The sequence below is a fragment of the Microbacterium sp. SLBN-111 genome, assembly GCF_049739645.1.
GTDB lineage: Bacteria > Actinomycetota > Actinomycetes > Actinomycetales > Microbacteriaceae > Microbacterium.
Genome location: NZ_JBMGQH010000001.1, coordinates 3,201,746 through 3,225,669, shown reverse-complemented (window position 1 = coordinate 3,225,669; position 23,924 = coordinate 3,201,746). Strand labels below are relative to the sequence as shown.

23 protein-coding genes are annotated in these 23,924 nt (G+C 70.4%); 11 read left to right on the top strand and 12 right to left on the bottom strand.

Annotation, left to right across the window (positions count from 1 at the left end):
* Nucleotides 1-35: 35 nt before the first annotated feature.
* From RKD05_RS15015 to lepA, 7 genes are all read right to left on the bottom strand, one after another.
* Nucleotides 36-383 (bottom strand): HIT domain-containing protein, encoded by a 348-nt coding sequence (locus RKD05_RS15015; protein WP_063257695.1) that lies wholly within the window; start codon nucleotides 381-383, stop codon nucleotides 36-38.
* 148 nt (nucleotides 384-531) lie between these two features.
* On the bottom strand, nucleotides 532-1,266 hold the full coding sequence (locus tag RKD05_RS15010; protein ID WP_424711112.1) for a 16S rRNA (uracil(1498)-N(3))-methyltransferase: 735 nt from the start codon (nucleotides 1,264-1,266) through the stop codon (nucleotides 532-534).
* 2 nt (nucleotides 1,267-1,268) lie between these two features.
* Entirely contained in the window at nucleotides 1,269-2,390 is a 1,122-nt protein-coding gene (dnaJ, locus tag RKD05_RS15005) for a molecular chaperone DnaJ (RefSeq protein WP_424711110.1), read from the bottom strand.
* A gap of 53 nt (nucleotides 2,391-2,443) precedes the next feature.
* The gene (gene hrcA / locus RKD05_RS15000) at nucleotides 2,444-3,478 is read right to left on the bottom strand and encodes a heat-inducible transcriptional repressor HrcA (protein WP_063257692.1); all 1,035 of its coding nucleotides are present in this window, start codon (nucleotides 3,476-3,478) and stop codon (nucleotides 2,444-2,446) included.
* An 81-nt stretch (nucleotides 3,479-3,559) separates the two neighbouring features.
* On the bottom strand, nucleotides 3,560-4,777 hold the full coding sequence (gene hemW / locus RKD05_RS14995) for a radical SAM family heme chaperone HemW (protein ID WP_424711109.1): 1,218 nt from the start codon (nucleotides 4,775-4,777) through the stop codon (nucleotides 3,560-3,562).
* On the bottom strand, nucleotides 4,777-5,421 hold the full coding sequence (locus tag RKD05_RS14990; RefSeq protein ID WP_424711107.1) for a DUF1990 family protein: 645 nt from the start codon (nucleotides 5,419-5,421) through the stop codon (nucleotides 4,777-4,779). The genes hemW and RKD05_RS14990 overlap by 1 nt, the downstream gene beginning before the upstream one ends.
* A 44-nt stretch (nucleotides 5,422-5,465) precedes the next feature.
* Nucleotides 5,466-7,310: a translation elongation factor 4 gene (lepA, locus tag RKD05_RS14985; RefSeq protein ID WP_424711105.1), complete on the bottom strand. Its 1,845-nt coding sequence runs from the start codon at nucleotides 7,308-7,310 to the stop codon at nucleotides 5,466-5,468.
* A gap of 101 nt (nucleotides 7,311-7,411) precedes the next feature.
* Here lepA and RKD05_RS14980 point away from each other — a divergent pair, with 101 nt between their 5' ends.
* Nucleotides 7,412-8,134: an alpha/beta fold hydrolase gene (locus tag RKD05_RS14980; RefSeq protein WP_424711103.1), complete on the top strand. Its 723-nt coding sequence runs from the start codon at nucleotides 7,412-7,414 to the stop codon at nucleotides 8,132-8,134.
* A 119-nt stretch (nucleotides 8,135-8,253) separates the two neighbouring features.
* A complete protein-coding gene (gene rpsT, locus RKD05_RS14975) occupies nucleotides 8,254-8,514 on the top strand; it encodes a 30S ribosomal protein S20 (protein ID WP_026096043.1) in 261 nt (86 codons plus the stop codon).
* A 630-nt stretch (nucleotides 8,515-9,144) separates the two neighbouring features.
* Here the strand turns inward: rpsT and holA are convergent.
* The 3 genes from holA to RKD05_RS14960 all read right to left on the bottom strand — a co-directional run bounded on the left by holA (nucleotide 9,145) and on the right by RKD05_RS14960 (nucleotide 13,227).
* On the bottom strand, nucleotides 9,145-10,182 hold the full coding sequence (gene holA, locus RKD05_RS14970; protein WP_424711101.1) for a DNA polymerase III subunit delta: 1,038 nt from the start codon (nucleotides 10,180-10,182) through the stop codon (nucleotides 9,145-9,147).
* 115 nt (nucleotides 10,183-10,297) lie between these two features.
* Complete coding sequence (locus RKD05_RS14965) at nucleotides 10,298-12,604, bottom strand: ComEC/Rec2 family competence protein (RefSeq protein ID WP_424711099.1); 2,307 nt, start codon at nucleotides 12,602-12,604, stop codon at nucleotides 10,298-10,300.
* On the bottom strand, nucleotides 12,601-13,227 hold the full coding sequence (locus RKD05_RS14960) for a helix-hairpin-helix domain-containing protein (protein WP_424711098.1): 627 nt from the start codon (nucleotides 13,225-13,227) through the stop codon (nucleotides 12,601-12,603). Before RKD05_RS14960 ends, RKD05_RS14965 begins: the two co-directional genes overlap by 4 nt.
* Before the next feature lie 108 nt (nucleotides 13,228-13,335).
* On the opposite strand from RKD05_RS14960, the gene RKD05_RS14955 reads away from it, so the two are divergent.
* The 8 genes from RKD05_RS14955 to RKD05_RS14920 all read left to right on the top strand — a co-directional run bounded on the left by RKD05_RS14955 (nucleotide 13,336) and on the right by RKD05_RS14920 (nucleotide 19,197).
* Nucleotides 13,336-13,836, top strand: a complete 501-nt coding sequence (locus tag RKD05_RS14955; protein WP_424711097.1) for a DUF2087 domain-containing protein — start codon at nucleotides 13,336-13,338, stop codon at nucleotides 13,834-13,836.
* A gap of 396 nt (nucleotides 13,837-14,232) precedes the next feature.
* Nucleotides 14,233-14,841, top strand: a complete 609-nt coding sequence (locus tag RKD05_RS14950) for a hypothetical protein (RefSeq protein WP_424711096.1) — start codon at nucleotides 14,233-14,235, stop codon at nucleotides 14,839-14,841.
* A gap of 108 nt (nucleotides 14,842-14,949) precedes the next feature.
* Nucleotides 14,950-15,951 carry a hypothetical protein gene (locus RKD05_RS14945; RefSeq protein WP_424711095.1) on the top strand — a complete coding sequence of 334 codons (1,002 nt, stop codon included), beginning with the start codon at nucleotides 14,950-14,952 and terminating at the stop codon, nucleotides 15,949-15,951.
* A gap of 57 nt (nucleotides 15,952-16,008) precedes the next feature.
* Complete coding sequence (locus RKD05_RS14940) at nucleotides 16,009-16,350, top strand: PadR family transcriptional regulator (protein WP_424711093.1); 342 nt, start codon at nucleotides 16,009-16,011, stop codon at nucleotides 16,348-16,350.
* A complete protein-coding gene (locus RKD05_RS14935) occupies nucleotides 16,347-17,279 on the top strand; it encodes an HAAS signaling domain-containing protein (protein ID WP_424711092.1) in 933 nt (310 codons plus the stop codon). The genes RKD05_RS14940 and RKD05_RS14935 overlap by 4 nt, the downstream gene beginning before the upstream one ends.
* Nucleotides 17,276-17,956, top strand: a complete 681-nt coding sequence (locus RKD05_RS14930; protein WP_424711090.1) for a hypothetical protein — start codon at nucleotides 17,276-17,278, stop codon at nucleotides 17,954-17,956. The genes RKD05_RS14935 and RKD05_RS14930 overlap by 4 nt, the downstream gene beginning before the upstream one ends.
* Before the next feature lie 150 nt (nucleotides 17,957-18,106).
* Complete coding sequence (locus RKD05_RS14925; protein WP_424711089.1) at nucleotides 18,107-18,658, top strand: RNA polymerase sigma factor; 552 nt, start codon at nucleotides 18,107-18,109, stop codon at nucleotides 18,656-18,658.
* Nucleotides 18,655-19,197, top strand: coding sequence for a hypothetical protein (locus tag RKD05_RS14920; protein WP_424711087.1), 543 nt, complete (start codon nucleotides 18,655-18,657; stop codon nucleotides 19,195-19,197). Before RKD05_RS14925 ends, RKD05_RS14920 begins: the two co-directional genes overlap by 4 nt.
* A 91-nt stretch (nucleotides 19,198-19,288) precedes the next feature.
* Here RKD05_RS14920 and leuS read toward each other — a convergent pair whose 3' ends face one another.
* Nucleotides 19,289-21,865: a leucine--tRNA ligase gene (leuS, locus tag RKD05_RS14915; protein ID WP_424711086.1), complete on the bottom strand. Its 2,577-nt coding sequence runs from the start codon at nucleotides 21,863-21,865 to the stop codon at nucleotides 19,289-19,291.
* Nucleotides 21,866-21,956: 91 nt separating this feature from the next.
* Nucleotides 21,957-23,201 (bottom strand): anthranilate synthase component I family protein, encoded by a 1,245-nt coding sequence (locus tag RKD05_RS14910; RefSeq protein ID WP_424711085.1) that lies wholly within the window; start codon nucleotides 23,199-23,201, stop codon nucleotides 21,957-21,959.
* A gap of 42 nt (nucleotides 23,202-23,243) precedes the next feature.
* Between RKD05_RS14910 and RKD05_RS14905 the strand changes: the two genes are divergently transcribed.
* Nucleotides 23,244-23,924, top strand: a complete 681-nt coding sequence (locus RKD05_RS14905) for a DedA family protein (RefSeq protein WP_424711083.1) — start codon at nucleotides 23,244-23,246, stop codon at nucleotides 23,922-23,924.

Here is a 23,924-nt window from a genome sequence, read left to right as displayed (position 1 = left end):
CGTACAGACGCTCGACGAGGGGTTCTTCGGGGGAATCAGCCACCCGTGCTCTTTTCGTTCAGTCCGCCCGCGAGAACGTGGGCATGTACATGGAAGACCGTCTGACCGGCACCGGCGCCGGTGTTGAAGACGAGGCGGAAGTCGCCGTCCGCGTGCTCGGCCGCGACGGCGTTCGCGAGACCGACGATCTCGGTGAGGAGGTCGGGGTCGCCCGCGGCCAGTTCGACCACGTTGCGGTACTGCTCGGTCTTGGGGATCACGAGCAGGTGCACCGGCGCCTGCGGCGCGATGTCGCGGATCGCGAAGGCGTTCTCGGTCTCGGCGACGATCTCGGAGGGGATTTCGCCGCGGAGGATGCGGGTGAAGATCGACGGCTCGGTCATGGCATCCAGTCTATCGACGGGCTCGGACACGGGGCCGGGAGCGGGCCGGGCCTGCGGGGTTCGGGGCGCGTTCCTGCGTTCGGGGCGTGCGTGTTGCGCCCCGAGGCGACGATCGCGCCCCAAACCGCCGACGCCCTCCGGCGGTGCGTTACCAGCGCCCCGTCGCGGCCGACAGCACCGAGATCGCCGCGGCACCCGCGGTCGACGTGCGCAGCACGGTGTCGCCCAGGCGCACGAGACGCGCGCCGGCGGCGTCCAGGGCGGCGAGCTCCTCGGGCGCGATCCCGCCCTCCGGCCCCACGACGAGCACGACGTCGCGCTCATCGGGGGAACCGGATGCCAGAGACGTCAGCCGCTCGTCGGCGGAGGGCTCCAGCACCAGCACGCGCGCCTCCCCGGCGCGGGCGACGAGGTCGGCGAGCCGCGCGACCCCCTCGACCTCGGGGATCCACGCGCGATGCGCCTGCTTCGCGGCCTCGCGCACGATCGTGCGCCAGCGCGCGAGCCCCCTGTCCGCCTTGGCATCCCACCGCGAGACACTCCGCGCGGCCTGCCACGGAACGATCGCGTCGACGCCCAGCTCGGTCGCCGCCTGCACCGCGAGCTCGTCGCGGTCGCCCTTCGCGAGGGCCTGCACGAGGACGATACGGGGCGAAGGACCCGGAACCTCGGCGCGGCCGGTGATCCGCACGTCGACCTGCTTCGGGGCGGCGGCCGTGACGAGGCCCTCGAGCCAGACGCCGCGGCCGTCGCCGAGCGTCACGGCCTCGTCGACGCGCACGCGCCGCACGGCGGCGGCGTGGTGGGCCTCGGGACCGGTCAGCACGACGACGTCGCCGACACCGGCGGTCGACGCGTCGTCGGTGACGAAGTGCAGCGCCACGATCAGTGCCGGAAGCGGTCGCGGAACTTCGAGAACATGCCCTGCTGGTGCTCCGCGAGGCGCGGCGCGGGCGCCTTCGTGCGCTTGGCGAAGTCCTCGATGAGCGCGCGCTCCTTGTGGTCCAGGCGCGTCGGGGTGACGACGTGCACGCCGACCTTCAGGTCGCCGCGCTGGCTGCCGCGCAGCGGCGTGATGCCGCGGCCCTTGATCGTCAGCACGTCGCCGGACTGGACGCCGGGGCGCACCTCGAGGTCGACGCTGCCGTCGAGCGACTCGATGGTGGTGGTGGTGCCGAGGATGGCGTCCGGCATCGAGACCTCCAGGGTCGCGAGCAGGTCGTCGCCCTCGCGGCTGAAGGCGTCGTGCGACTCGACCGTGATCTCGAGGTACAGGTCGCCGTTGGGGCCTCCCGCGGGACCGACCTCGCCCGAACCGGGGAGCTGCAGGCGCAGGCCGGTCTCGACGCCGGCGGGGATGTCGACCGAGACCGTGCGGCGCGCGCGCACGCGGCCCTGGCCCTGGCAGGTTCCGCACGGGTACGGGATCGTCGTGCCGTGGCCGTGGCAGACGCTGCAGGGCTGGCTCGTCACGACGTTGCCGAGGAGGCTCCGGACCGTGCGCTGCACGTGACCCGAGCCGTGGCAGATGTCGCACGTGACCTCGCTGGTGCCCGGCTGCGTGCAGGCGCCCTGGCACGTCTCGCACAGGACGGCCGTGTCGACCTCGAGGTCGCGGTGCACGCCGAACACGACGTCCGCGAGCTGCAGATTCACGCGGACGAGGGCGTCCTGGCCGCGCTCCCGCCGCGAACGCGGACGCGGGCCGCGGCCCCCGCCGCCCTGTGCGCCGCCGAAGAACGTCTCGAAGATGTCGCTGAAGCCGCCGAACCCGGCCGCTCCCCCGCCGCCGAACGGGTTCTGGTCGCCGCCCATGTCGTAGCGGCGGCGCTGCTCGGCGTCGCTCAGCACGTCGTACGCGTGCGTCACGAGTTTGAAGCGCTCGGACGCGTCCTCGCCCGGGTTGACGTCGGGGTGGAGCTCGCGCGCGAGACGCCGGTACGCGCGCTTGATCTCGTCGGGGCTGGCATCGCGTGCGACGCCGAGGACCTCGTAGTGGTCAGCCACAATCGCCTTCCTGCCCGCTCATGCGGGGTCGATCCGTTTCGGTGCGGGTGCCGTCAACGAGCGGTGTCGTCGTCTTCGAGCATCCGGGTCAGATAGTGCGCGACGGCGCGGACCGCCGCGAGATTCGAGGAGTAGTCCATGCGGGTGGGGCCGAGCAGGCCCACGCGCGCACCGCCGGCGGTGCCGTCGTAGCGGCTGGCGAGGACGGATGCCTCGACCAGGCCGAACGGCTCGTTCTCGCGGCCGATGCTGGCCGAGAGTCCCTGCTCGTCGGCGACCATCTCGCTCATGAGCCGCAGCAGGGTGACCTGCTCCTCGATGGCCTCGAGGAGCGGGTAGATGCTGCCACGGAAGTCGGACTCGCGCTTCGCGAGCGTCGCCGCGCCGGCCATGACCAGACGGTCCTGGCGGAACTCGTCGAGCTCCTCGCCCACGACGCGGAGCACCGCGTCGGCGATCGCGTCGAGTGCGTTGCCGGGACGCGGGCCGTCGGCCGTGGCGACCGCCTGCGCGCAGTCGGCGACGCTGCGGCCCACGAGCAGCGCCCCCACGCGCGCACGCAGCTGCACGATGTCGCTCTCGGTCGGCTCGAACGGGACGAGCGCGATGCGCTGCGAGACGCGGCCGGTGTCGGTGACGAGGATCACGAGCACGCGCGGGCCGCCGAGGGCCACGAGCTCGACGTGCGACAGGTTGGCGCGCGCGAACGACGGGTACTGCACGATCGCGACCTGACCGGTCAGCTGGGTCAGCGCCCGCACCGTCCGCGCGAGGAGATCATCGAGGTCGCCGGCCTCGTCGAGGAAGGAGGTGATGGCGCTGCGCTGGGCCGTCGACAGCGGCCGCAGCTCGGCGAGATGATCGACGAACACGCGGTAGCCCTTGTCGGTGGGCACGCGGCCCGACGACGTGTGCGGCGCGACGATGAGGTCTTCGTCCTCGAGCTGCGCCATGTCGTTGCGGATCGTCGCGGCGGACACCCCGAAGGCATGTCGCTCGACGATGGCTTTGCTGCCGACGGGTTCGCGCGTGTCGACGTAGTCCTGGACGATCGCGCGGAGCACCTGCAAGCCGCGTTCGGACACCATGGCCGGCTCCCTCCTTCTGGCACTCCGGTCACCTGAGTGCCAATTCTAGAGCACCCGCCCGCTCCGGAGCCGGAAGCGCGCTCAGGCGGTGAGTGCCCGCACGACGGCGTCGGCGAGCAGCCGTCCGCGGCGCGTGAGCACGATGCGCCCGCGCACGGCATCCGCTCCTTCGATCAGGCCGTCGGCGATGAGGGATGCCACGGCCTTCCGGCCTTCGCCGAGGAGCTCGGAAACCGGGAGTCCGTCGCGGATGCGGCTGCGCAGCAGCACAGACTCGAGGCGCCGCCCGGTCTCGTCGGGACGCTCGCGCGCCGCCGCCGGCGACTCCCCCGCGGCGAGGCGCTGTGCGTACGCCGCCGGGTGCTTGACGTTCCACCAGCGGAGCCCCGCGACGTGGCTGTGCGCGCCCGGGCCGAAACCCCACCAGTCGGTGCCGCGCCAGTACGCGAGGTTGTGGCGCGAGCGGTGGGCCGTGTCGGTGGCCCAGTTCGACACCTCGTACCAGTCGTAGCCCGCGCCGCCGAGGAGGTCGTCGGCCAGCTCGTACATGTCGGCCTGCAGGTCGTCGTCCGGCATCGCCAGGGCGCCCGAGCGGATCTGGCGCGCGAGCTTCGTGCCGTCCTCGACGATCAGCGCGTACGCGGAGACGTGGTCGGGGCGGAGCGCCGTCGCGGTCTCGAGCGACGCGCGCCAGTCGTCGAGCGATTCGCCCGGCGCGCCGTAGATGAGGTCGAGCGAGACGTCGAGTCCGGCACGGCGTGCGGCGGCCACCGCGGTCGCGACGTTCCGCGGGTCGTGCGTGCGGTCGAGCACCGCGAGCACGTGCGGCTGCGCGGACTGCATCCCGATCGACAGGCGCGTCACGCCGGCCGCCGCGAGCGTCTCGGCGACGCGATCGTCAACGGTGTCGGGATTGGCCTCGACGGTGACCTCGGCGCCGTCGGCGATCCCGAATTCCTCGCGCACCGCGCCCAGCATCCGCGCCAGGTCGCCGGGAGGGAGGAGCGTGGGCGTCCCTCCACCGAAGAACACCGTGGATGCCACCCGCCGACCGCCCGCGGCATCCATCACTCCACCCGCCAGGCGCACCTCCGCCGCGAGCGTGTCGGCGAAGTCCTCCTGGCGCGCGCCGCGGAGTTCGCTCGACGTGTACGTGTTGAAGTCGCAGTAGCCGCAGCGGACGCGGCAGAACGGGACGTGCAGGTACACGCCGAAGTCGGCGGCGGGATCGAGCGGCAGGTCGTCGGGCAGTCGCCCGTCGACGGGGGCCGGGTCGCCGAGCGGGAGCGGTCCGCCCATCAGGACGTGTACAGGGGCGAGATCGCCCGCAGGTACCGCTGGAACAGCGCGCGACGGCGACGGCGCACGAGGCCGAGGAACACGCGGTACGACGGCGCCGTGGGGCGGTCGAAGGCGCGGACCACGAACCACACCTCGTCGTTGTCGCGCCACTCGACGGCGAACAGTTCCTCGCCGCTCACGATCGAGTGCCCCACGGTGCCGAGGATGTAGCCGACGCGGCGCGGCTCCTCGAACACCGAGATGACGCGCAGGTGGCCGTCGGCACGGTGGCCGTCGACCTTGCCGTGCACGCGCACGCTCGTGCCCGGGCTGACGAACGGCGTGCCGTCGGCGGCGAACCGCTGCTCGGACTCGAGGCGGCTCGGCGCGATCGGGGCGCCTTCGGCGTCGAAGCCGACGCCGGTGTACCCGCTGTCGGTCGCCGGGCGCACGTCGGTGATGCTCAGTTCCTCGGACCGGAGCGGGGCCCACGAGAGCAGCAGCTCGCTGGCCGCCGCGAAGCGCTCCTCGCCGCTGCCGATCCGCCATGCGTCTTCCGCGGGCACGGAGTACTCCGGCGGATACTGCATGAGGTCGTGCGCCTGCGTGGCGCCGACCGCTGCGTAGTCGACCGTGTCGTCGGTGAAGTTCTGCCGGCGCATGGTGTCCAGTCTCCTCTCCCCGGATGGGAAGTCGGTGGGCGTCGTTACTTCTTGCCCTCGACGTCGCCGGACAGGGCAGCGATGAACGCCTCCTGCGGGACCTCGACCCGGCCCACCATCTTCATGCGCTTCTTGCCCTCTTTCTGCTTCTCGAGCAGCTTGCGCTTACGGGTGATGTCACCGCCGTAGCACTTGGCGAGGACGTCCTTGCGGATCGCGCGGATGTTCTCGCGGGCGATGATGCGCGCACCGATCGCTGCCTGGATCGGAACCTCGAACTGCTGGCGCGGGATGAGCTTGCGCAGGCGCTCGGTCATCATCGTGCCGTAGCTGTAGGCCTTCTCGCGGTGGACGATCGAGCTGAAGGCATCCACTTTCTCGCCCTGCAGCAGGATGTCGACCTTGACGAGGTCGGCGGTCTGCTGACCGGCGGGCTCGTAGTCGAGGCTCGCGTAGCCCTGCGTGCGACTCTTGAGGTGGTCGAAGAAGTCGAAGACGATCTCGCCGAGCGGCATGTTGTAGCGGAGCTCGACGCGGTCTTCGCTGAGGTAGTCCATGCCGAGGAGCGTGCCGCGGCGGGACTGGCAGAGCTCCATGACCGTGCCGACGTAGTCCTTCGGAAGCAGGATGCCGACCTTCACGATGGGCTCGGACACCTCGGCGACGCGTCCATCGGGGTACTCGCTCGGGTTGGTGACCGAGACGACCTCGCCGGTGTCGGTGGTGACCTCGTACGTGACCGACGGGGCGGTGGTGATGAGGTCGAGGCCGAACTCGCGCGAGAGGCGCTCGGTGATGATCTCGAGGTGCAGGAGGCCCAGGAAGCCGCAGCGGAAACCGAAGCCGAGGGCGACCGAGGTCTCGGGCTCGTACTGCAGCGACGCGTCCGACAGCTTGAGCTTGTCGAGGGCCTCGCGCAGTTCGGCGTAGTCGCTGCCGTCGATCGGGTAGATGCCCGAGAAGACCATGGGCTTCGGGTCGGTGTACCCGGCGAGGGCTTCGGTCGCGGGCTTCCGGTGGTTGGTGATCGTGTCGCCGACCTTGGACTGCCGCACGTCCTTCACGCCGGTGATGAGGTAGCCGACCTCGCCGACGCCGAGACCCTGGGTCGGCACCGGCTCGGGGCTCGACACGCCGATCTCGAGCAGCTCGTGCGTTGCGGTGGTCGACATCATCTGGATGCGCTCGCGCGGCGAGAGTGCGCCGTCGACCATCCGGACGTACGTCACGACACCCCGGTACGCGTCGTACACGGAGTCGAAGATCATGGCGCGGGCGGGGGCGTCGGCCTTGCCGACCGGCGCGGGGATCTTCTCGACGATGAGGTCGAGCAGGTCTTCCACGCCCATGCCGGTCTTGCCGCTCACGCGCAGCACGTCTTCCGGCTGACCGCCGATGAGGCCGGCGAGCTCGGCGGCGTACTTGTCGGGGTCGGCCGCGGGAAGGTCGATCTTGTTCAGCACCGGGATGATCGTTAGATCGTTCTCGAGCGCGAGGTAGAGGTTGGCGAGCGTCTGCGCCTCGATGCCCTGCGCGGCGTCGACGAGGAGGATCGCGCCCTCGCACGCGGCGAGCGAACGGCTGACCTCGTACGTGAAGTCGACGTGGCCGGGCGTGTCGATCATGTTGAGCGCGAACGTCTGGCCGTCGACGGCCCACGGCATGCGGACGGCCTGCGACTTGATCGTGATGCCGCGCTCGCGCTCGATGTCCATGCGGTCGAGGTACTGCGCACGCATGTCGCGGTCGGCGACGACGCCGGTGATCTGCAGCATGCGGTCGGCCAACGTCGACTTGCCGTGGTCGATGTGGGCGATGATGCAGAAGTTGCGGATCTGCGCCGGCGGCGTTGCGGACGGCTCGAGGGGCTTCAGGGCGCGCGGTGACATGTTCCGTCGATTCTACGGGCGACGGCCGACATCGCCGTCCCGGTGCCGTTCCCCGGGGCATCCGGGGCCGATGCAAAGGCGGCGTTCGTAGGGTGGATGCCATGACGGTCCAGGTCGTGCTCGTGCACGGCATCCGCACGTCCGCCACGATGTGGCGTGCGCAGGTGGAGCATCTGCGGGAGCGCGGGAACCCGGTCACGGCCGTGGATCTGCCGGGGCACGGAACGCGCCGCGGCCAGACGTTCACACTCGACGAAGCGTTCGCGACGATCGACCGGGCGGTTCAGGATGCCGCGACCCGCGGTCCGGTCCTCCTCGTGGGGCATTCGATGGGCGGACTGCTGTCGATTGAGTACGTCGGCCGCGAGGACCCGCCACCGGTCGCGGCCTTCATCGCGGCATCCTGTACCTCGATCCCCCGCGGAGCGGGACTCTCGGCCTACCGGTTCCTCGCGCGGCGGTTCGACGGGCTGCCGAACCGGGGCCTCGGGCTCACGAACTACGTGCTCGACCGGACGCTGCCGCCCGAGACGCGCGCGGATTTCGGTGCGGGCGGGTACGCGTTCGACGCGCAGGACACCGCGCTCGCGTCGTTGTCGGTGCTCGACCTGCTCGCCGCACTGCGGCGGATCGACGTGCCCCTGTGGTTCATCAACGGGCAGTGGGACCAGCTGCGCGTCAACGAAAAGCTGTTCCTGTCGATCGCCCGGCATGCCGAGCTGATCGTGGTGCCCCGCACGACGCACCTGGTCACGGCGATGCGGCCCCGGGTGTTCAACGCGCTGCTGGACGTGGCGCTCACCACGGTGGAAGCCTCGACCTGATAGACTCGGCCCTTGGCTTGCGTGTGGGGTTTTTCCCGACCTCCACGACCGCCGGTGCAGCGTCCCTCTACCGCTCGCCCGGCACTTCCAACACTCACTCAAACGAAAGACCGTCGAACGTGGCGAACATCAAGTCGCAGATCAAGCGCAACAAGACCAACGAGAAGGCGCGCGAGCGCAACAAGGCCGTCAAGAGCGAGCTCAAGACGCACGTGCGCCGCACGCGCGAGGCCGTCCTCGCCGGTGACAAGGAAGCCGCCGAGAAGGCGCTCGTCCAGGCCGGCAAGAAGCTCGACAAGGCCGTGAGCAAGGGCGTCATCCACGCCAACCAGGCCGCGAACCGCAAGTCGGCCATCGCGAAGCAGGTCGCCGCTCTCTGAGCCGCATCCTTTCGACAGCCCGTCCCGCACCGCGGGGCGGGCTTCGTCGTTTCCGGACGGGCTACGGCTCGGGGTTCGGGGCAGATTCTTGGCATGGGGGCGTGATTCTCGCGCCCCAAATCGAGGGATGCGCCCCAAACCTTCGAGGCCGGGCACCGGCCCGTCGACTGTGGGATGCGGCGTGCCGTTCGGGTTGCGCCCTGACTCCTTGCGTGATGTGCGGAGGGTATGGGGTGAGCGGAGGATCGCGGCGGCGGTTTGGGCCCTCCGTTGCTCCCCCGTCCTCCGCTCCTCACGCCCGGGCGGCGTGATGTGCGGAGGGGGTGGGACGGAGGGAGGACCGGTGCGGCTGTTCGCGTCCTCCGCTGCTCCCTTGTCCTCCGGTCCTCACGTCCGCGCGGCCGCGTGACGTGCGAAGGGGGTGGGACGGAGGGAGGACCGGTGCGGCGGTTTGGGTCCTCCGTTGCTCCCTGGTCCTCCGGTCCTCACGCCCGGGCCGGCGCGGGCGGTGACGGGCGGAGGTGATGGGACGGAGGGAGGACCGGTGCGGCGGTTTGGGTCCTCCGTTGCTCCCCCGTCCTCCGCTGCTCACGCCCGGGCCGCGGCGCGCGGCCGGTGGAGCGCTGGAGGTCAGCGGCCGTAGGGCTGGCGGGTCGCGATGATCGTGATCATGCGTTCGAGGGCGAAGACGGCGTCGCGCGAGGCTCCCTTCACCTCGGCATCCGCTCGGGCGGTCGCGTGGATCGCCATGCCGAGCGTTGCGGCGCTCCAGCCGACGAGGTCGCGGCGTGCCCGGTCGACCTGCCAGTCCTTCATTCCCAGGCGCTGCGCCAGCGCGCCCGATGACTCGCGGTTTCCCGCGACGCGCGCCATCGTCCGCAGCTTCATCGCGACGGCCGCGACCAGCGGAACGGGATCGGCTCCGGATGCCAGAGCATGGCGCAGGGCGAGGAGGGCCTGCCCGTAGTGCCCGGCGATGGCCGTGTCGGCGACGGTGAACGCGGAGGTCTCGACACGACCGCCGTAGTACCGCTCCACGGTGCGCTCGTCGATATCGCCGGGGACATCGGCGATGAGCTGTTGGCATGCGGCCGCGAGTTCGGTGAGATCGTCGGCGAACGCCGAGACGAGTGAACGCAGGGCGACCGGGGCGATCTTCTTCTGCGCGGCCTTGAACTCGCCGACCGCGAAGTCGAAGCGGTCGGAGTCGCGCTTGATCGCTGGGCACGCGATCTCGATGCCGCTCCCCTGGCCGGCGCGAATGGCATCCAGGAGCTTCTTTCCACGCACGCTCGCGCCGGTGTGCCGGAGGACGACCGTGGCGCCGTCCTGCGGGTGTTCGAGATACGCGAGTGCCTCGGTGAGGAAGGTGTCGGAGCACTTCTCGACGCCACCCACGCGGACGAGCCGTGGCTCGCCGAACAGCGACGGTGAGGTCACCGCGAGCAGGGTGCCGGCCGTGTAGTCGTCGGCGCGGACGTCGGTGACCTCGAGGCTCGGATCCTCGCTCTTGAGGTAGTCGCGGACACCCGCGATCGCGCGTTCGGCGCAGACCTCCTCGGGACCGGAGACCAGCACGATCGGAGCGGGCTGCGGGGTCCGCCAGCCGATCTGCGGGATCGCCGACTTCGCCTTCGCGGGGGCGGAGCGTCGGGGTGCCGGGGTCACTCCCCCAGCCTACCGACCGGGTCGGACACGGATGCCGGGACGGGCACGGGCGAGTCCGTCGCTGGAGGCAGCGGTACGCGCCGGGCCGCGACGGAGACGCCCTCGACCGCCCGCGTCACGGGGGCTTCTGCCGCCACAGCGTCAGCCTCCCGTCGTCCTCGTGCCAGACCGCGAGGATGCCGCCCTGGTCGGTGCGGGCGGCCACCGTTCCGTTCTGCTGCAGGATGTCGAGCAGCCGCGCGGTCGGGTGGCCGTAGCTGTTGTCCGCCCCGACGCCGATGAGTCCCACCTGCGCGTGAAGTCGGCGATAGAGGTCGGGGTCTTGGTCGGCGCTGCCGTGGTGCGCGACCTTGACGACCTCGACCGGCGAGATGTCGACCCGGCGGAGCAGCGCGGCTTGCGCCTCCTCGCCCAGGTCGCCGAGCATCACGGTGTGCGGGAATCCCGGACCCGTGACGTCGATCGCGACGCTCGCGTCATTGCCCGGTTCCATCCCGGGAAGGGGGCCGAGCGCCTGCCAGCGGGTGTCGCCGACGGCTTCGGTCATCCCCATCGTCGCGAGGACGAGCCGTGCGCCGCCTCGCGCGAACCGATCGAGCAGCCGCTGGTCCGCAGCCTCTCCCGTGGGCCCGTGGATCACGACGCTCGCGCGACCGAGAATCGCTGCGGATCCGCCCACGTGGTCCTTGTCGAAGTGGGTCAGGACGACGAGATCGAGGTGGTCGATGCCGAGCGTCTGCAGGCATGCCGCGAGCGGCTCGGGGTCGGGCCCCGTGTCGACGAGGGCCACCTCAGATCCGGACCGCCACAGCGTGGCATCCCCCTGTCCGACGTCGCACATCGCGACCTGCCACCCGGTCGGGACGGTCAGTGGTCCGGCGACCGTCCGGATCGCGCTCGTGCCGCCGACCGCTCCGACGAGCACGGCCACCACGAGGGTTGCGAGGGCCGTCAGGCGCGGCACGCGCTGCGGCCGGGCGATGGCGACGGCGATCGCGCCCCCGATGACCGCGAGCAGGGCCGCGCCGAACGGCCCATCCGGCCAGGGCAGGTTCTGCGCGGCGGAGGAGGCTGTTGTGTGGGCGACCCCGGCGATCCACGCGGCGGGGATCCAGGCCAGCGCAGACAGCCCGTCGCGCACCCACGGGATCGGCGCGATGCACGCGAGGACCCCCGCGATCGTCGCTGGTGCTGCCGCGGGATCGGCGAGGAGGTTCGCTGCGATCCCGAGGAGCGGGACGTGTGGATCGATGAGGACGATGAGCGGTCCGCACACCAGCTGCGCCGCGGTCGGCACCGCGAGCGCGAGCGCGAGGCGGGACGGCATCCATCTCGCGAGCCCGTCGGCGAGGGGCTTCGCCAGCACCAGGAGGGCCGCGGTGGCCGCGGTGGACAGCGCGAACCCGAGCGACCGGCACAACCAGGGGTCGCCGATCAGCAGGACCGTCACCGCGGCGGCCAGGACGGCGACGCCCACCAGGGGGCGGCCGAGACCGAGCGCGAGGATGCCGATCGCGCTCATCGCCGCGGCCCGGACCACGCTGGGCTCGGGCGTCACGAGAGCGACGAATCCGGCGAGTACGAGCAGCGCACCCATCACCCGGATCCAGCGCCGCACCCCGCACAGCGCCAGCAGCGCGAATGCCGCCCCGACCACGAGGGCGCAGTTCGCCCCCGACACCGCCGTCAGGTGCGAAAGCGATGAGGCGTTCATCGCGTTCTCGGTCACGGCATCGAGACTCGACGTGTCGCCGACGGCGAGTCCCGGTACGAGCCCCGCGCCCGGCTGGGGCAGCCCCCGCGTCGAGGCGACGAGCCCGTCGCGCAGGCCTTCGAAGACGGCCCAGGCGCCCGCGGGTGGGGGTGCACGCTCGATGGCGGTCGCGCGGAGCACGAGAATCGCCCGCTCGGCCGGGTCGGACGGAATCCCCCGCCCCGCCACCGCGATCTCGCTGCCGGGACCGACGGCTGAGAGGCGCCCTCGGCCGTCGGCATCCACTCCGATACGCGCCGGAATCGCGCCCGTCACGGTCGTGTCGCCCGCGGTCACGGCGGACACCGTCGCGTCGAACCAGCCGCCGCCGTCGGGGCCGGTCGAGAGGTGACCCGTGACCGTCGCGGTCACGCGCACGTGACGGCCGCCGGCGACTTCGAGCCCGGCGACCGCGTCACGCGTGGGCTGAAGGGTCGTGACGGTGCCTGCGCTCGCAGCGGCGCACGCCAGCGCGACGGCCGCCACCATGAGCAACGGATGCCGGAACCGCGAGAACAGCGCGACGGCCGAGGCCGCAGCCACGCTCAATCCGAGCGCGAGAACGCCCGCGTGAGGGACGACGATCGCCACGGCCGCGCCGATCCAGGTAGCCCCCGCCACGGCGACCGGCCGCCACGCTCGCCGGCGGAGAGCCCGTCGCTCGCTCATACGCGCACCAGATCCCGCAGGCTCGCGAGCATCTTGTCGCCGATCCCCGGCACCGATCCGAGGTCGTCGACGCTCGTGAACCGCCCGTTCTGCTCGCGCCACGCGAGGATGCGATCCGCCAGTGCCGGTCCGATCCGCGGCAGCGCGTCGAGTTGCTCGCGTGTCGCCGTATTGAGGTCGAGCGGGCCGGATGCCGCCGCTCCCCCGACCGTCGTCCCGCCCGGTCCCGCAGCGTCGGGCGTCGCCCCCGCCACCGGCACCACGATCTGCTCGCCGTCGGTCACCGTGCGGGCGAGGTTCACGCCGTCGCGCGCCGCGTCGTCGGCGAATCCGCCCGCGCGGGCGATGGCGTCCGCCACCCGATCGCCGACCTCGAGACGGTAGAGGCCGGCGGCGCGGACCGCCCCCGCCACGTGCACGTACACCGCCGCGCCCGTGGCCGCGGTCGCGTGCCCGGTCGGCGTCGGTTCCGCCGTCACCGTCTCGGCGCCCGTGGCCCCGCGGAAGATCCCGATCCCCACCGTGACCGCGAACGCCAGCAGCACGAGCACGATGACCGCGCCGACCCCCAGGCGCCGACGCGGAGCGAGCCGTTCCGCAGGCGGGTCGGGATCGATCGTCACGCCAGCACGTTACGAAGTCGGGAAGAGAGCGCGCGGAGGCAAACGCGCGAACGGTGGACAACCCCCACGATCGCACCGCTGGGGAGGACCCGCGCCTAGCCTGGAGCGATGAACGAGAACGCATGGCGGGCGATCCTCGCCGCCCTCGCCGACGACTCCGCCCGCGAGATCTACGCGCGCGTCGTGCTCGGCGAACCGATCGCCCCCGTCCTCACGGCGCTCGCCCCGTCACGCGCCCGCCGCGTCACTGCGGCGCTCACGTCTGCCGGCCTGATCGTCGAGACCGCCGACGGGTACGCCGCCTCCCCCTCGGTCTTCGCCGACGCTCTCGCGGCCGCCCCACGCCCCGCGCGTCCGACGGGCGTCGAGAGATTCTTCACCGACGGCCGCCTGACGGACTACCCCTCTCGCGCGGGCGATCGGCGCGAAGTGCTGGCAACCGTGGCATCCCGGATCCTCGCCGAGGGCGAACGACTCACCGAACCGGAGATCAACGAACGGCTGAGCGCCGTCGTCGAGGACATCGCCGCGATCCGCCGCTACCTGGTCGACGAGGGCCTCATCGAACGCACGCGTTCCGGCACGGAGTACGCCCTGGCTCGTCCGTGAACGACGGATGCCACGCCCCATGCTCTGCAGAGCACCGGGGACGTGGCATCCGGAACCGATGCTCGTCGAGGACGTGAGGCTGCGATTCCGGGCTTCGGCCGGTCGCCGATCCGCTGCGGCCGCGGCGCGGACCGCTGCCGCTGTGTGATCGTGCACGCCCGCGCCGGTCACACGGCTGGCATCGCCGCACGGTGTGGATGCCGCCGTGACGGTATCCGCGGCCGCGGCCGCCATCACAGAGACGTCGCCGGTGGCCCGGCGAGAGGGTTCCGGGTCGGAGGAATCCGGGTGGAGCGCCGCCCGTGGCGCGACCGATCGTGCCCGCGAAGGTTCAGGAGGGAACCCGGCTCACTGTCGCGGACATCACGGAACTGAACCCCCTGAGGAGGAAGAGTCATGAATCACCGCGTCATCGCCTTTGCCGCTGCCGCCGTCGCGGCCGCGCTGCTCGGGTCGCAGATCATCACGCCGGCGCCCGTGTCCGCCACACCCCGCGAACCGGCGGCCGTCTGCACGGTCGGTGGCGTCGCCGTGGCCGACGGGGAGCCACTGCCTCCCGACATCCCTGTCGTGGTGTCGTGCTTCGCCAGTGAGACGGAGGCGCAGGAGTTCATCCAAGCGGGTGCTCCCGGGGACCTGGAACGGTTGATGGACGGGCTGGCGGTGGAGTTCAGAGCGCTCTCCACGGAGCGCGCGGGTGCACGCGCGTCCACCGTCACGATCGGAAAGGTCTGGACGGGCACCTCTCGTGGCGGATCCGAGCTCATTCACTGGGGCACCGGGTCGGGGTGTCATGGGGTCACCTATGGCTTCCCGTCTCTGTCCAGCTCGTGGAACGACAAGATCCGTTCGGCCGAAGGCTTCAACAATTGCTGGGCCTCGCACTACGCGGACGGCTCCTACGGCGGCGGCGTACTCACCTGCGCGCCGTACTGCGCGACCTTGGGGTTCCTCGCCGGTCAATCGTCATCGATCGTGTACCGGCCGGTCGGCACCTTCGGATAGGACCGGCGCAGTCGGTGGGAACCCGGGTCTGCAGTCCGGACACCACGGAGTGAGGGCATCCGCCCTGGGACTGACCGCGCGCAGTCCACCACCACGGAAAGGAACACCATGAAGCGATATATCCTCCCACCGCTCGGCGTCATCACCACGGTGCTGCTCGTCGGTGCGGCCGCGTCCGGAGCCACCGCTGCTCCGGACGACGAACCCACCAGTGTCTCCAGCATCGCGACCGTGGCGCCGGAGGTCCTGGCTGACGCTGTCTCGCCTTCGACGACGGGCTCACGGCTGGCCATCGGCACAGCGAGCGCCGATATCGTGCTCCCCGAGGACACGAGCGACCCGGTGCGGTACGCGGCGAACGACCAGATCCTGGAGATCACTCTCCCCGCGAGCGGGGCCGCGGGCACCGCGACGGTGGTCGACGGTTTCGTCAGCTACGACAATCTCGATGGCAGCAGCACCGTTCCGGTGCCGAAGCAGGACGGCTCGCTGCAGATCGCGACGGTGGTCGAGGGCCCGTCCGCTCCGACGACGTACGAGTACGCGCTCGGGCTCCCGGACGGGTATGAGCTCTCGGCGGGCGACGAGGGAGGCGGAATCGCCATCGCCGCGATCGACAAGTCGAACCTGCTGGGTGTGTTCGCGGCACCGTGGGCCGTCGACGCGGACGGACGCGCGGTACCGACGCATTACGAGATCCGCGGCACATCGCTCGTGCAGGTCCTCGAACACGACTCGGACGTCTACTCGTACCCGATCGTCGCCGATCCCTGGCTGGGGAACGAGCTCTACTACACCCCGTATCTGACCTCGTGGAACGGCGCGTTCAAGGTGAACGTGACGCCACGGCAGGCGGGCAAGGACTGGGCGGGGATCGCCACCTGGTGGGCGCACGCAGATGAGATCAAGAACAAGCTGGCGGCGTCCTACCCGTCGCGTCCGGCAAGCCAGCGCTGGAACGACAACGTGCAGGAACAGCTGTACTGCCACATCGCCGGTCTCCCGCTCTCCCTGCCGGAGTACAACCTGGAGGCTGCCCGCACCTTCCTGTACTGGGAACAGCAGGTCGCCTACAAGTGCAACTACCCCGAAGGGTACTTCTCCAACTAGGTGCAGCGAGCGTAACCTTGCATTGCAATACTTGCGATGCAAGGTTACGCTCACGGCATGGAATCGACCCGTGCCCGCATCGCGACCAATCTGCGCAAGGGCGTCCTCGAGTTCGGCGTTCTCGGCTTGCTCTCGCGAGAGCAGATGTACGGTCTGCAACTCGCCGAAGAACTGCAGGCGCGCGAACTCATCGCCAGCGAGGGCAGCCTCTATCCGTTGCTCGCTCGCATGCGCGAGAGCGGATGGATCGAACCCCATTCGACTCGGGTGGAGGCATCCGCCCGCCCACGGCGCTATTACGCCATCACGGCGACCGGTCGCGCACAGCTCGAAGAATTCGCCGAGCTGTGGGGGGAACTGACCTCGACGATGAATCAGCTACTGAAGGAGCGGAAATGACAGACACCGCGCAACAGCGCTACCTCCGGATCGTGCAGTCCGCGCTCGCCGATGTGCCGCACGACCGTCGGACGATGGTGTTGGAGGACGTACAAGCCCACATTCGGGATGCCGTCGATCACGGCGCGAGCGTGGAGGACGCACTGACGCAACTCGGTCCCGCAAAGGCTCTCGCCTTCCGAGCGCGCGAGGAGATGAGTTCGGCGCTCCCCTCTCTCGCGGCCGGCGTCCGCGCGAGCCGGATCCTGATCGTCGGTGCGGTCGTCATCGGCACGGTCACGACTCTCTTGACGGCCTTCGCCGCGCCGTTCTGGTCCACGGTCGATCGATTCGATGACGGAACGAACGTCCTGCGGACGACCGCCGATCCGGGAGGCCCCTGGGTCGCGCTCGTCGGGCTCGCTCCGGTCGTCGTGGCTGCGATCACGCTGTTTCTGCCACGACGTCCCGCCCGTATCCTCCTATTGGTGCTCGCGAGTCTCATGACCGTCGCCGCACTCGGCGGGTTCACCGTCGCCGGATGGTTTCTCCCCTTCATCGCGCAGCTGTGGGTAGCCGTCTTCCTCCCGATCGCCGTGTCGCGCGGTTTCGACCTCTCCGGCCGACCGAAATGGCGTCTGGCCGCCGCGGCCAGTGTCATCGTGGTGACGGGGGTCGCGACAATCCGCAGCCTCACGGCACCGGACGGTGTCGGCATCCTTGCGGCGGTCGTTCTGTCCATCGGGCTGGTCGTCGCGACCCTCGTCGGCCTCGGCGTCCGAGCCTGCTTCCTGATTCTCGCCGGCGGTGGTCTGGCACTGATGTTCGTGTCCACCGTGGCTGCGCCGTTCATGCTCCCGGTGTGGTGGCTGGGTGGCGCGCTCTTCGTGTCGGGCTCGGCCGGGGTGGCGGCACAGCAACACGGGCGATCGGTCAGGGGCGAGTCATGAGACGTCGCGAGCGGATCGGCGCCCTCGCGGTCCTCGCCTGCGGCGCGATGCTCGTCTCGTGCGCGCCCGCGGTCGACCCGCCCGGCGCCGTCGACTGGAAGACCTATCCGGCTCACGCGCATGTGCCCGCGGAGGACGTGCTCGCGGCGCCGTCGGGCTCGGACCATGTGTCACGGGGTTTCGACGTGCTCGAAGATGCGCGGAATGCCGTGACGGCCGGTTCTTTCGGGGGCGATTGGGTTCAGGCCACGCCGGAGCAATGGCATCCGTTCGATGGAAACGGGTACGGCGGGGATTCGCTGCTCTCGTACTACGTGGCTCCGACCTGGCAGCTCGAGATCGAGCTTCCGCGCACGCGCTGGGACGACATCGTGGAGGCCGTCGCGCGGGTCGCCGAGACGCAGGCTATGACGCCACGAGACCGTTCCGAAGAGGTCCCGTCCGAATGGATGACGTTGGGCAGCTTTCACGGCTCGGTCGACTACCTCGAGGTGGTCGTGCAGGACGCTCGCCTGAACGAGGAAGAACTGGCGCTCGCGCGGTCGCAGGACCTCATGGTCGCCGGGATCACCCTCACCTACGGAGGTACCACCGTCCGGGACGCCGATCGGGAGGAGTTCGCCCGCGCGGCGGCAGCGTTCGAAGGACTCGAGCGCCCTCCTGCGACGAGCGAATAGTCCTCTGCCCAGGCCGAAATCTGAGGAACGGGGGTCGGCGGGGACGGGCTGAACACGTAGGCTGTGGGAGTCCGGCGTCCGTTTCCGGGATCCAGGGGGGCTTACGGCGTGGCCTCGACAGCTGACCTCTCTCCGTCCGACGGTGAGCTGATGTATCGACTCTCGAGGGGCGACGAGTCCGCCTATCGCGATCTTTTCCGCCGATACGAGCGCGTCGCGTACCGTGTCGCGCTGATCATGGTCCATTCACCCTGGGATGCGGAGGAAGTCGTGGCGAGCACATTCCTCGAACTATGGCGCAAGCGGGATCAGGTGCGCCTGGTGGACGGGACTGTGCGCCCGTGGCTCCTCACGGTCGTCTCCTTCGTCGCGAAGAATCACTTGCGCGGTCGTGGTCGGTATCGACGGCTCTTGGCGCGTATCCCGCATCCGACGGAGGAGCCCGACCACGCCGACGAAGTCGCGCGAACGGTGGATGCCATTCCCGTGGCCGATGCTGTCCGCGATGCGCTGGGCCGGCTCAATTCGAGGGACGCGAGCGTGCTCCTGCTCTGCGTCGTCGAACACCTCAGCATCCAGCAGGCGGCCGTTGCACTGGGAATTCCGGAGGGAACCGTGAAATCTCGGCTCTCCCGCGTGAAGGCCCGCCTCCGCCTCGAACTCCATCGCTACGATCCCAGCCCGGACGGAGTGAGCGCATGAATGACGACGCGCGAGGCGTTCCACACGGGGCGGAGATCGAGGACCTCCTCGTCTCGCGGATGCGGGAAGATCTTGCACGGCCGCGATGGTGGCGCACGGTGCGCGGCCGGATCGCGATAGCTGTGGGTTCAGTGGCCATCGCGAGCACCGCCATCGCCGGGGTGGTATTGCTCGAGTCACGATCCGTGACCGACACGGGGATTGTGCATTGCCTCGATTCCGCCACCAGAAATGCGGACGGATCCCTACCCGGCGCCGCCGTGAGTATCGCGGCACCGGGGGGATCCGTGCCCATTCACGACGCGGTGGACGTGTGTCGGCAGATGTGGGCGGCGGGCAGCCTCCACGAGCAGGACCCGTTGAACCCCACTCCCGCACCCGCCGAGGTACCCGATGAGTTCACGGTGTGCGTGACTCGGGAGGGGTCGGCCGCCGTGGTCCCTGGTCGGATCGAATGTTCGGTGCTGAAACTGCACCCCTACGACGAGAATCTGTCCGGGGAGTCCCAGGACGGTGCGCCCACCGGCGGCGGCGCCTAGCGCGAGTTCGGATACGCGCTTCTCCTGAACGACGGATGCCACGCCCAGACGCTCTGCGAAGCGTCAGGGACGTGGCATCCGGAACGACGAACTACTTCGTGGAGAAGCTGACCACCTTCGGAGGACGCACGACCGCACGCACGATCTCGCGGTCGCCGAGCGCCCGGCGCACCTTCTCGTCGGCGCGGGCGGCGGCCTCCAGCGCGTCCGCGCCGATCTTGGCCGAGACCTCGATCGTGCCGCGGACCTTGCCGTCGATCTGCACGACGGCGGTGACGGTGTCCTCGACGAGGAGCGTCGGGTCGGCCTGGCGCCAGGTCACGAGGCCGACAAAGCCGTCGTAGCCGAGCGTCTGCCACATCTCCTCGGCGGTGTGCGGGGCGAAGAGGTCGAGGGTCATCGCGATGACCTCGGCGGCCTCGCGGACGGCGGGGTCGCTCGCACCGGCGGAGCCGTCGATGGCCTTGCGGGTCGCGTTCACGAGCTCCATGAGACGGGCGACGACGACGTTGAACTTCGTCTGCTCGACGAGGTTCGGCGCTTCGGCGAGGAGGCGGTGCGTCACGCGGCGGAGCGACGCGTCACCCTCGGCCCACACCACGTCGGTCGGGCTGTCGACCTCGTGGGCGATGCGGAGCGCGCGGGCGAGGAACTTCGCCGCACCCGTGGTCGAGACGTCGTTCCAGTCCTTGTCGTCCTCCACAGGGCCGGCGAACGCCAGCGCGACGCGCAGCGCGTCGGCGCCGTGGGCGTCGAGCTCCTCCTGGAAGAGCACCAGGTTGCCCTTGCTCTTCGACATCTTGGCGCCGTCGAGGATCACCATGCCCTGGTTGATCAGGCTCGAGAACGGCTCGGTGAACTCCACCAGGCCCATGTCGAACAGCGCCTTCGTGATGAAGCGCGCGTACAGCAGGTGCAGGATCGCGTGCTCGACACCGCCGATGTAGAAGTCGACGGGACCCCACTTGCGGGCCTCGGGCAGTGAGAACGCCTCGTTCGGGTCGTTCGGCGAGAGGAAGCGCAGGAAGTACCACGAGCTGTCGACGAACGTGTCCATCGTGTCGGGGTCGCGCAGCATCTTCTGCCCGGTCTCGGGGTCGGTGACCTCCACCCATTCGGTCGCAGCTCCCAGCGGCGACGAGCCCTTGGGCTTGAGGTCGAGGCCCTCGACCGACGGCAGCACGACGGGCAGCTCGTCCGCGGGCACGGGCACGATGCTGCCGTCCTCGGCGTGCAGCATCGGGATCGGCGTGCCCCAGTACCGCTGGCGCGAGATGAGCCAGTCGCGGAGGCGGTAGGTCTTGGCGGCGCGGCCGACGCCCTTCGCCTCGAGCTCCTCGATCATGCGCGCGATCGCGTTGCGCTTGGACAGGCCGTTGAGCGACCCGGAGTTGATCAGGCGTCCCTCGCCGGTCAGCGCGACGCCGGTCTTCACGGGGTCGAGGTCATCGACGTCGCCGAGCGGGTCGATCGGCACGCCGTCCTCGTCGACCTCGATCACGGGGATCGCGCCCGTCACCGGGGCGTTCGTGTCGACGACGACCTTCACGGGGAGGTCGAACGCCCGCGCGAAGTCGAGGTCGCGCTGGTCGTGCGCGGGCACGGCCATGACCGCGCCGTGACCGTAATCGGCGAGGACGTAGTCGGCGGCCCAGATCGGGAGCTTCTCGCCGTTGATCGGGTTGATCGCGTAGTGACCGAGGAACACTCCGGTCTTCGGACGATCGGTCGCCTGCCGCTCGATGTCGGTCGCGCGCTGCACCTCTTCCAGGTACGCCTGGAACTTCTGCCGCACCTCGATGTCGGCGATTGCCGCGAGCTCGGCCGCCAGGTCGGACTCGGGCGCCACGACGAAGAACGTCGCGCCGTGAAGGGTGTCGGGGCGCGTGGAGAAGACCGTGATCTTGTCGGCGCGGCCCTCGATCTCGAACTCGATGTCGGCACCGACAGACCGGCCGATCCAGTTGCGCTGCATCTGGATGACCTTCTGCGGCCAGAAACCCTCGAGCTGGTTGAGGTCGTCGAGCAGACGGTCGGCGTAGTCGGTGATCCGCAGGAACCACTGCGTCAGCTTCTTCTTGACGACGACGGCGCCGCTGCGCTCGCTCGTGCCATCGGGCAGCACCTGCTCGTTGGCGAGCACCGTCTGGTCGACCGGGTCCCAGTTGACCAGCGCGTCCTTGCGGTACGCGAGGCCCTTCTCGTACAGCTTCTGGAACAGCCACTGGTTCCAGCGGTAGTACTCGGGGTCGCTCGTGTGGAGGACGCGGCTCCAGTCGAACGAGACGCCGTAGTCCTTCAGGCTCTCCTTCTGCTGCGCGATGTTCGCGTAGGTCCACTCGACGGGGTCGGCGCCACGCTTGATGGCGGCGTTCTCGGCGGGGAGGCCGAAGGAGTCCCACCCGATGGGGTTGAGGACGTTGTAGCCGCGGTGGCGCCAGAAGCGCGCGACGATGTCCGAGTACAGGTAGTTCTCGGCGTGCCCCATGTGGAGGTCGCCGGAGGGGTACGGGAACATCGCGAGCACGTACTTGCGCGGGCGCGTGTCGGCGTCGCCGCCGGCGCGGAACGGGTCCTTCTCGGCCCACGCCTGCTGCCACTTCGCCTGGATCTCGTGGGGGTCGAAGCCTCCGTCGGCGGACGGCGCGGAAGAGGGGTTCTGAGACACGGGTGAGACCAATCGTGAAAGTCGGGAGGCCACGAGGGCCAACGTCCAGGCTACCGGACCCCGCGGGGCCGCTTCCGAAGCGGTCGGGACCTCACCATCCGGCCGGCACGGTGGCCCCGAGCGCCGCGAGCGGAGCCCGCGCCTTGATCCCCACCTCGGCGACCTCGGATGCCGCGACCGAGCGCCACGTGATCCCTCCGCCGGCGCCGACCCAGGTGGCATCCGGTTCCACGACGATGCTGCGGATCACCATCGCGAGGTCCGCGGCGCCGTCGTCGCCGACCCACCCGAACGTGCCGGAGTAGACGCCGCGCGGAGCCCCTTCGAGCCCTGCGAGGATCTCCATCGCCGAGGCCTTCGGTGCGCCGGTCATGCTGCCGGCGGGGAAGGCCGCGTCGAGCAGCCCGCCGATCGTCGTCCCGGGCCGCAGCGTTCCGGAGACCTCGCTCACGAGCTGGTGGACCGTCGGGTAGCTCTCGACGTCGAGCAGCCGGTCGACGGTCACCGATGACGGTTCGCACACGCGCGAGAGGTCGTTGCGCATGAGGTCGACGATCATGACGTTCTCGGCGCGCTCCTTGGCATCCGTCCGCAGGTCTTCGGCGAGAGCCCGGTCTCGGGCGGGATCCGGATGCCGCGGACGCGTGCCTTTGATCGGATGCGTGTGCACGCGCCTGCCGCGCACCTCGAGGAAACGCTCGGGCGAGGCGCTCACGAGCGCGGTGTCGCCGATGCGGACGAAGCCGGCGTGGTGGGACGACGCGCTGAGTCGGAGCCGTCGGAAAGCCGCCAGCGCGTCGACCGGCCCGCGGAGGGTGAATCGCGTGGTGAGGCAGAGCTGGTAGGCGTCGCCGTCGGCGATCCGTTCGCGGCAGGCCGCGATGAGCGCCGCGTACTCCTCGGGTGAATGGCGACCGGATGCCACTCCCCGCCGCTCCGCTGCGGGCACGGCCGGGGCTGCGGGAACGTCTGCCGCGGCCCCGGCGAGCGCGTCCGCATCGGCGGACACGGCCCACATGCGACGCGAGGCGTGGTCGAACGCGAGCAGCTCGTCGACGCGCAGCCACGCCGGCTCCCCTTCGTAGGACACCCAGCCGATCCATCCGCCCCGGAACGCCGGGGCGCCGGGGGTGTGCGCTGTTGCTGTCGTGGCATCCACCGCCGTAGGGGCGTCGGGAGGCGAGGGCCGACCCGTGCCCAGGAAACTCCAGCCCGCGGAGGCGTTCGCCCCGGCGTCGAGCCAGAACGCGTGCGGGGCGTCGGCGAACAGCGCGCAGAAGACGTCGTCGGGCTCCCGCCACCGCGGCGAGGCGACCGTGGAGACAGAACGCGGCACGCTCCCAGGCTAGGGGGCGGTCGCGGTCCTAGGCTGTGCGAGGTGAACGACATCCTCACGTGGCTCCTCGACGTGGTGCAGCACGTCGATCCCGTCGTGCGCACGCTCGTCGCCGGTGTAGCGATGATGTTCGAGACGAGCGTCCTCCTGGGCCTCATCGTTCCCGGTGACACCATCGTGATCGTGGCGGGGACCGCGATCGCCTCCCCGGTCGAAGGCATCCTGCTCGGTGTCGCCGTCGTGATCGGCTCGCTCCTCGGCGAGAGTCTCGGATTCTGGCTCGGCCGCTACTTCGGACCGCGCATCCGCGCCTCGCGCATCGGGCAGAAGCTCGGCGACCGCAACTGGGAACGCGCCGACAGGTACCTGCGGCGGCGCGGCGGCCCCGCGATCTTCCTGTCGCGTTTCCTGCCCGTGCTGCACTCGCTCGTGCCGCTCACCGTCGGTATGGCGGGGTACCGCTACCGTCGATTCCTCGCGTGGACGGCGCCCGCGTGCATCGTGTGGGCGGGCCTCTACATCACGGTCGCGGCGACGGCGGCCGGCACGTACCGCGAGCTCGCCGACCAGATCCACTACGCCGGATACGTGTTCGTCGGCATCATCGTCGTCTTCCTCCTGCTCGTCTACATCGGCAAGAAGGTGCTCGAGCGCATCGAGCACCGGCACCTCGCCGACGAGCCCGACTCCCTCGAACCGGCGGGCGACGACGTGAAAGACTGA

Bases quoted from the DNA above. Each gene is read 5' to 3' on its own strand.
- RKD05_RS15015 (WP_063257695.1), bottom strand. From the start codon at position 383: ATGACCGAGCCGTCGATCTTCACCCGCATCCTCCGCGGCGAAATCCCC.
- hrcA (WP_063257692.1), bottom strand. From the start codon at position 3,478: ATGGTGTCCGAACGCGGCTTGCAGGTGCTCCGCGCGATCGTCCAGGAC.
- hemW (WP_424711109.1), bottom strand. From the start codon at position 4,777: ATGGGCGGACCGCTCCCGCTCGGCGACCCGGCCCCCGTCGACGGGCGA.
- RKD05_RS14990 (WP_424711107.1), bottom strand. From the start codon at position 5,421: ATGCGCCGGCAGAACTTCACCGACGACACGGTCGACTACGCAGCGGTC.
- lepA (WP_424711105.1), bottom strand. From the start codon at position 7,310: ATGTCACCGCGCGCCCTGAAGCCCCTCGAGCCGTCCGCAACGCCGCCG.
- RKD05_RS14980 (WP_424711103.1), top strand. From the start codon at position 7,412: ATGACGGTCCAGGTCGTGCTCGTGCACGGCATCCGCACGTCCGCCACG.
- RKD05_RS14965 (WP_424711099.1), bottom strand. From the start codon at position 12,604: ATGAGCGAGCGACGGGCTCTCCGCCGGCGAGCGTGGCGGCCGGTCGCC.
- RKD05_RS14955 (WP_424711097.1), top strand. From the start codon at position 13,336: ATGAACGAGAACGCATGGCGGGCGATCCTCGCCGCCCTCGCCGACGAC.
- RKD05_RS14950 (WP_424711096.1), top strand. From the start codon at position 14,233: ATGAATCACCGCGTCATCGCCTTTGCCGCTGCCGCCGTCGCGGCCGCG.
- RKD05_RS14945 (WP_424711095.1), top strand. From the start codon at position 14,950: ATGAAGCGATATATCCTCCCACCGCTCGGCGTCATCACCACGGTGCTG.
- RKD05_RS14940 (WP_424711093.1), top strand. From the start codon at position 16,009: ATGGAATCGACCCGTGCCCGCATCGCGACCAATCTGCGCAAGGGCGTC.
- RKD05_RS14935 (WP_424711092.1), top strand. From the start codon at position 16,347: ATGACAGACACCGCGCAACAGCGCTACCTCCGGATCGTGCAGTCCGCG.
- RKD05_RS14930 (WP_424711090.1), top strand. From the start codon at position 17,276: ATGAGACGTCGCGAGCGGATCGGCGCCCTCGCGGTCCTCGCCTGCGGC.
- RKD05_RS14925 (WP_424711089.1), top strand. From the start codon at position 18,107: ATGTATCGACTCTCGAGGGGCGACGAGTCCGCCTATCGCGATCTTTTC.
- RKD05_RS14920 (WP_424711087.1), top strand. From the start codon at position 18,655: ATGAATGACGACGCGCGAGGCGTTCCACACGGGGCGGAGATCGAGGAC.